Source organism: Desulfofundulus thermobenzoicus (genome assembly GCF_009428905.1).
Lineage (GTDB): Bacteria > Bacillota > Desulfotomaculia > Desulfotomaculales > Desulfovirgulaceae > Desulfofundulus_A > Desulfofundulus_A thermobenzoicus.
The window spans coordinates 1-7,368 of the sequence record NZ_WHYR01000083.1 but is presented as its reverse complement, the minus strand read 5'-3'; the positions used below and the strand labels follow the sequence as shown (position 1 = coordinate 7,368).

Sequence of the window (7,368 nt, the reverse complement as noted above, 5' to 3'; positions counted from 1 at the left end):
CCGCCCACCCCGGCCCTGCAGGCTACGGCGGCCAGGCGGGCCAGCTTCGCGCCGGCCCCGGCGGTGATGGTGGTGCCCCGCAGGTTTACCCGGCCCAGGGCCGGGCCGATTTTCACCACCACTCCCCGGATACCACCGTCCCGCACCAGCAGGTTGGAACCATTGCCCATAATGAAAAGGGGCACTTCCCGGGCACGCACCCAGGCGAGCAGGCGGGCCAGTTCGTTAATCCCGGCCGGTTCCACCAAAACGTCTGCCGGACCCCCGATGCGCCAGGTGGTGTGGCGGGCCATGGGCTCATCAAACCGCACCTGCCCGGGCAGGAGGCTTTCCAGTTCTTTTAAGCCGGCCCCGGACATTACGCCGTCTTCTCCCGTAACCTTTTCACCAGCTCTACGCCGCAGGTCCAGATGTTTCCGGCCCCCATGGTCAGCACCAGGTCTCCGGGACGAATCACACCTTCCAGGTAATCAACTATTTCTCCCCGGTCCGGTAAATAAACCACCGGCTGGCTGCTGTTGCGGCGAACAGCTTCCACTATGAGCCGGGCCGTCACCCCCGGAATGGGAGATTCCCCCGCACTGTATATTTCATTGACTATAACCATGTCCGCACCGGCAAAGGCCGTTCCGAACTGTTCCTTTAAAAATGCCGTGCGGGTATAGCGATGGGGCTGAAAAACCACAATCAAACGCTGCGCCCCCACCTGGCGGGCGGCCGACAGGGTAGCCCTGATTTCACTGGGATGGTGGGCATAATCATCCACCACCCGCACGCCGTCCACCTGTCCCAAAAGCTGAAAGCGCCGGCCCGCACCCCGAAATTCCCCGAGCCAGCGGGCTATATCCGCAAAATCGACCCCGGCCCACCGGGCGGCGGCCACCACCGCCAGAGCATTTAATAAATTATGCCGGCCGGGCACCGAAAGTTCCAGTGTACCCAGGCGCTGGCGGCGGTAATAAACCTCTCCCCGGGAACAGGAGCCGGCCAGGGCAATCCGGCGCAGGGTGTAATCGGCATCGGACCGGTCGATGCCGTAGGTTGCCACCGGGCGGTGGATATCCGGCAGAATACCGGCCACGTTGGGATCATCCAGACAGGCGATCACCAGCCCCTGCTCCGGAACTGCGGACATAAACCGGTGAAAGGCCTTTTTGATTTCCTCCACGGTGCCGTAATGATCCAGATGATCGTCCTCAATGTTGGTCACCACCACCGCCCGGGGAGACAGGGTCAAAAAGGACCCGTCGCTCTCGTCGGCTTCGGCCACCAGGTATTCCCCCCGCCCCAGTTTGGCATTACCGCCGATATCGTTCAATTCACCTCCGATGACAATGGTGGGATCGAGACCATCCTTTTCCAGAACCAGGGCCAGCATGGAAGTGGTGGTGGTCTTGCCGTGGGCACCGGCTATGGCAATGCCTTTCTGGCGGCGCATCAACCAGGCCAGCAGGTCGCCCCGGTGAATCACCGGCAACCCCTTTTCCCGGGCCGCCTGCAATTCCGGATTGTTTTCCTTAATGGCCGAAGATATGATCACCAGCTGGGCCGGACCCAGATTCCGGGCGTCGTGTCCCATGTGACAGACGGCACCCATGGACTCCAACCGGCGGGTAATGTCCGTGGATTGCAAATCAGAACCGCTGACCCGGTGGCCCAGTTCCAAAAGAATTCTGGCCAGGCCGCTCATGCCCGCACCGCCGATACCGATAAAATGCACCCGTTCGGGGATGTCCTGCAAGGGCTTTCATCTCCTTCCTTATCCATCCTGCGGTTCCTGGCGTATTGTAATTAACGGAATACACCATCATACTATGCCCCGGACAAAAAAGTTGTGTCAGGGGCTCCGCCGCCAGGTCTTCTCCCTGGAAACTATGACGAAACCGGGTATTTTCCAAAACCAATCCCGCCTGCTTGTCCACCAGCATGAATCCCCGCTCCCCGCCCTATGCCCCGGCCAGTTCAGCCACCAGATCCAGGATATCCTGCAATGCCCGGGGACGCCCCAGACTCCGGCAGGCCCCGGCCATGGCGGCCAGCTTTTCCGGCCGGGAAAGGATTACCTCCAGGCACCGGGTCAACAGCTGCCCGGAAAGTTCCCTGTCTTTGATTACCAGGGCGGCACCCTTTTTCTCCAGGGAGCGGGCGTTAAACTCCTGGTGATTGCCCGACGCAAAGGGATACGGTATCAAAACGGCCGGCAGGCCCAGCACGGTCAGCTCGGCCAGGGTGGCCGCACCGGCCCGGCAGACGGCCACATCGGCGGCCGCCAGAGCCCGGGGCATGTCATACAGGTAAGGCACAATGGTAATATTGCCATTTTCAGGCGCCCCTAAACCCCTTTCCGGTAAATGGTTCAGAAAATCCTGGTAATGGGCCGGACCGGTTACATGAAGAAAGCACATATCCGTACGCCCGGCAAAGGCCTGCAATACTTCCACCATGGCCTTATTTATACTGGCCGCCCCCTGGCTGCCGCCAAAGGAAAGGATCATCCTGGCCCCCGGCGGTATGCCCAAAACACGGCGGGCCTCCTCCCGGCAACAGGAAAGGACCTCGGGACGTACCGGCAGCCCGGTGACGGTTAACCGGGCTCTGCGGGGAAAATACCGCCGCCCCTCGGCAAAGGTGAGGGCCACGCAATCCACAAGGGGCGCCAGCAGCCGGTTGGTTAGACCGGGCAGGGCGTTTTGCTCGTGAATGAGGGTGGCAATCCCCTGCAGGGCGGCCGCCAGCACCACCGGTCCGCAGACATAACCGCCGGTGCCCACCACCACTGCCGGTTTGAATTCCTTCAAGATACGGCGGGCCATCAACAACCCCCGGCCGGCCTGCCAGACGGCCAGCAGATTTGCCGGCGTCGGGCGGCGCTTTAAACCGGCCACCTGGATGGACCGGAAGGGGAACCCGGCCCGGGGTACCAGATCGGCTTCCAACCCGCCGGCACGGCCGATGTAAAGAATTTCCGCTCCGGGGTATTTTTCCTTGAGACCCCGGGCAATGGCCAGGGCCGGATAAATGTGCCCCCCGGTACCGCCCCCGGTCACCACAAAACGCAACTGCCTCACCCCTTTGGTCATTTGGGTGCGCTGTAACGGGATATGTTCAGCAAAACCCCCACCCCCATCAGGGTAAAGACCAGGGAAGTTCCGCCAAAACTAACAAAGGGCAGGGTAATCCCCGTCACCGGCAGGGAACTGGTGACCACACCGATATTAATGATGGCCTGGATACCCACCCCCGCCACAATGCCGGCCGCCAGTATGCTGCCGAAGGGATCGGGAGAGGTGATGGCCACCTTCAGGCCCCGCCAGATAAAAATAACAAACAGGATTATGACCAGACAGGCTCCAATAAAGCCCAGTTCTTCACCAATCACGGCAAAGATGAAATCCGTCTGCCGCTCGGGCAGGTACAAGAACTTGGAGTGGCGCCCCTGCCCCAGGCCGGTGCCCAGCAGTCCACCGGAACCCAGGGACATCAGGGAATTTAAAATTTGCCAGCCGGCCCCGGAAAGGTCCTTTTCCGGATCCAGGAAGGCCCAAAACCGCCTCATGCGGTAAGGTTCCAACCAGATGGCCGCGCCCGCCGCCGCCACTCCCAGGGCGCCCAGCAGACCCAGGTAAACCATGGGGGCACCGGCGGCAAAGAGCATGAGCACAATGGTGGCGCAAAGGGTTACGGCGGTACCCAGGTCGGGCTGCACCATGATTAACCCCGCCGCCAGGGCCATGAGGATCAGGTAGGGCAGTATGCCCCGGCGGAAATCGTTAATCCGGTCCGGCCGCCGGGAAAGGCCGAAGGCCGTAAAGATGATCAGGCAGAGTTTGGCAAATTCCGATGGCTGGAAACTGAAGGGCCCCAGGTTCAACCAGCGCTGGGCGCCCAGCTTGGCCACACCCACACCGGGTATCAGTACGGCAGCCAGCAGGAGAAAAGCCAGCCCCAAAAGGCCCGGGGCCCACCGTTTCAAATTCCGGTAATCGTAATTCATCATGACAAACATCAGGGTCAGGCCAATGGCCGCCCAGATCAGCTGGCGCACCAGGAAATGGAAGGGGTTGTTGAAGGGCGGAAACATGGCGTAGTAATAGCTGGAACTGAAGACCATGATAATGCCCACACTTAAAAGCATGAGCACGGTGAGGAACAGGACAAAATCCGGCGGTCTTCTGCGCATGGCCATGGACTTTCCACCCCCCCTGTTCAGTTGCCGAAACCGGTGTAGGCATGGCCCGGCACGTTGAGTGCCGGGCAAACCCCAGTTGTCCGGGTACTGTTACCGGTGATTCGCAATGTCTTATCGCTTAAGGACAACGCCGTGCCTGTATACTAGCCACCTGTTTCACTGTCCCCGGGCCAGTTCCCGGACGATTTGTTTGAAGAGGTCTCCTCTTTCTTCGTAGCTCCTGAACATATCCCAGCTGGCGCAGGCCGGGGAGAGGAGAACCACATCCCCGGGCCGGGCCGCCCGGTGGGCTATCAGTACCGCTTCCCGGAAATCCGCCGCCCGCCGGATGTCCTCCACCCCGGCCGCCCGGGCCGCCCTTTCCATTTCCGCCGCGCACTGGCCCAGCACCACCAGCACCCGTACCTTTTCCTTTACCCGGCGGGCGAAGGCGGTGAAATCGTTCCCCTTGTTTTTACCCCCGGCCAGCAGCACTATGGGATGGTCATAGGCCTCCAGGGCCTTCATACTGGCCTCGGGATTGGTACCCTTGGAGTCGTTGATATAGGAAACCCCGTTAATCTCAGCCACAAATTCCAGGCGGTGAGGCACACCGGAGAAGGTGCGCAGGGTGTGCGCCAGTTGCTCCGCCCCGATTCCCCGCACCCTGGCGCAGGCCACCGCCGCCAGAGCGTTTTCCAGGTTATGCCCCCCTGGAATGGCCACCTCCCGGGCGGGCATAACGGAAACCAGGGCGCCCCCCTCCCGGATAACGATCTGACCGTCCCGGATAAACACACCTGTTTCCAGATTATGCTGCCGGCTGAAAAATATGACCCGCCCCGGACACTGCCCGGCCAGTTCCCGGGTTATGGGGTCATCGTAATTCAGGACGGTATAATCCCCTCCCCCCTGACCGGCAAAGATCCGGGCTTTGGCCTGCACATAACCTTCCATGGTTCCGTGCCGGTCCAGGTGATCGGGCGTAATATTTAAAATGGCCGCCACGTGAGGCCGGAAACGCCGCACCGTCTCCAGTTGAAAACTGCTCACCTCCACTACGATGAGATCACCGGGACCGTATGCTTCCACTCCGGCAATCAGCGGCAGGCCGATATTGCCGGCCACCAGCGTGCGCACACCGGCATCCAGGAAAATCCGCCCCACCAGACTGGTGGTGGTGGTTTTGCCGTTGGTACCGGTAATGGCCACCACGGGCGCCCGGGCAAAATGAAAGGCCAGTTCCAGTTCCCCCGTTACCGGAAGCCCCAGTTCCCGGGCACGCACCAGGGGAGGCGCCGTCCAGGGAACCCCCGGGCTGGTTACCACCAGGTCAAAGTCGCCCTCCTTCATCACCGGGTAGTGTCCCAGAACCAGTTCTACTTCCGGGGGAACCAGGGAATCAAGGGGAGGGTTGAAGGAAGCCCCTCCCTTGCGGTCGGTCAGGGTGACCCGGGCCCCTTTGGCGGCCAGAAAACGGCTCACCGCCAGGCCGCTTTTCCCGGCGCCCACCACCAGTACCTTTTTACCGTTAAGCTGCAACTTTACAACCTTCTTTCTTAAGACGTGCATTTTTGATGACCCGCCCTGGCCACCCCGTCGTTCTCTCCTGAACAATGGGGCACCCCCCTGACACTGGCGACAGTCATCCATTGAAAGCGACACATTGCCCGGGGCCGGAGGGCGGGCATATCCCGGTGGACCAACGTTCAACCCAGGTGGTAAAGACCGGCCAGGCCCACCACAGCCAGGAAGAAAGCAACCCCCCAGAAGGTATAAACCACCCGTTTTTCACTCCAGCCCCCCAGCTCAAAATGGTGATGCAGGGGACTCATGCGAAATACCCGCCGGCCAAAGAGCTGGAAGGAAACAACCTGTATGATTACCGAAAGGGCTTCCAGCACGTATATACCGCCAATGACCAGCAGAAACAGCTCGCTTCTGGTTAAAACGGCCGCCGCCCCCAGGGCGCCCCCCAGGGCCAGGGAACCGGTATCTCCCATAAATACCCGGGCGGGATGGTGGTTGTACACCAGAAAGCCCAGGCAGCCGCCGATGAGGGCGGCCAGGATCACCGCCACACCCACTTTGTCCATCAACAGGGCGATCAGCAGCAGGGCGGCGGCCACCGGCACGGTTACCCCGGCCGCCAGACCGTCCAGGCCGTCGGTCAGGTTGACGGCGTTGGCCGCACCCGTCACCACCAGGACACAAAAAAGCACAAAACCCCAGAAACCCAGTTCCACCGTCCACCCGCCGGGAGCCAGGATGCCGCTGAAGGGTATCACCACGTCGGTTCCCCGCCCAAAGGTGGAAACGGCCAGCACGGCCAGCAGGGCGCTCAAGATAAACTGGCCCAATAATTTTTCCCGGGCACGCAGGCCCAGGGATCTTTTCAGGACCACCTTGATAAAATCATCCAGCAGGCCCACCAGGCCAAAACCCAGGGTTACCCCCAGCAAAACCATACCCTCGGGGGACGTGCGGGCCAGCCAGAGACCGGCCACGGCCAGGCCGGTCAGAAACATTATTCCGCCCATGGTGGGAGTGCCGCTTTTGCTCAGATGCCTGGCCGGGCCGTCGTCCCGCACGGTCTGAGCAAACTTCAACCGCTTCAGAGCCGGGATGGCCAGGGGGCCTATGAACACCGTCACAGCCAGGGAAGAAAGGAAGGCCTTGCTTAAAACCTGCCATACATTTTCCATATCAGCCAGGCACCCACCCGGCAACCCACCCGGGAAAATGTCGCCGCCGGTCCCACGGATGATAAAACCGTTCCGGCACCCCTTTCCCGGTATGTTCCGGGCCGGGTCATCCTCCCTTCACAAATGGTTCCCACGGGAACTGCTCAAGGCACGCACCGCCGGTCAGTGCCTGCGGATTCCTGCCCACCAGTCTATGTTCAACCGGTGGATAAGGTTACTTTTTCCAGCAGCTCCCGTACAATTTGTTCCATACCCATGCCCCGGGAACCTTTGACCAGCACCACATCGCCGGGCAGGAGCCTGGGCCGCAAATGATCCACCGCTTCTGTGTTGGAAGCGGCGGCAAAAACCCTTTCGGGGGGGAATCCGGCCTCCACCGCCCCCGCGGCAATAATGCGGCCCAATTCACCCACCGTAACCAGGTAATCCACCGCGCCTGCGGCCACCGCCGCCCCCACCCGCCGGTGACCGGTGAAAGCCTCCCCCCCCAGTTCC

General features: G+C 61.2%; 7 protein-coding genes. All 7 read right to left on the bottom strand.

Annotation, left to right across the window (positions count from 1 at the left end; translation table 11 throughout):
- A partial coding sequence (locus GFC01_RS17300; RefSeq protein ID WP_152948398.1) for an FAD-binding protein occupies positions 1–359 on the bottom strand: 359 nt, incomplete at its 3' end.
- Positions 359–1,741, bottom strand: a complete 1,383-nt coding sequence (murC, locus tag GFC01_RS17295; protein WP_152948397.1) for a UDP-N-acetylmuramate--L-alanine ligase — start codon at positions 1,739–1,741, stop codon at positions 359–361. The genes murC and GFC01_RS17300, both read right to left, overlap by 1 nt.
- A 205-nt stretch (positions 1,742–1,946) precedes the next feature.
- Complete coding sequence (murG, locus tag GFC01_RS17290) at positions 1,947–3,059, bottom strand: undecaprenyldiphospho-muramoylpentapeptide beta-N-acetylglucosaminyltransferase (RefSeq protein ID WP_152948396.1); 1,113 nt, start codon at positions 3,057–3,059, stop codon at positions 1,947–1,949.
- Positions 3,060–3,076: 17 nt separating this feature from the next.
- A complete protein-coding gene (gene ftsW, locus GFC01_RS17285) occupies positions 3,077–4,186 on the bottom strand; it encodes a putative lipid II flippase FtsW (RefSeq protein ID WP_152948395.1) in 1,110 nt (369 codons plus the stop codon).
- A 159-nt stretch (positions 4,187–4,345) separates the two neighbouring features.
- Positions 4,346–5,710, bottom strand: a complete 1,365-nt coding sequence (gene murD / locus GFC01_RS17280) for a UDP-N-acetylmuramoyl-L-alanine--D-glutamate ligase (protein ID WP_243137676.1) — start codon at positions 5,708–5,710, stop codon at positions 4,346–4,348.
- A 167-nt stretch (positions 5,711–5,877) separates the two neighbouring features.
- Entirely contained in the window at positions 5,878–6,873 is a 996-nt protein-coding gene (gene mraY / locus GFC01_RS17275; RefSeq protein WP_152948394.1) for a phospho-N-acetylmuramoyl-pentapeptide-transferase, read from the bottom strand.
- A 197-nt stretch (positions 6,874–7,070) separates the two neighbouring features.
- The coding region (locus tag GFC01_RS18900) for a glutamate ligase domain-containing protein (RefSeq protein ID WP_423244413.1) at positions 7,071–7,368 on the bottom strand (298 nt) is incomplete at its 5' end.

Coding starts and splice junctions, on each gene's coding strand:
- ftsW (WP_152948395.1), bottom strand. CDS start 4,186: ATGGCCATGCGCAGAAGACCGCCGGATTTTGTCCTGTTCCTCACCGTG.
- mraY (WP_152948394.1), bottom strand. CDS start 6,873: ATGGAAAATGTATGGCAGGTTTTAAGCAAGGCCTTCCTTTCTTCCCTG.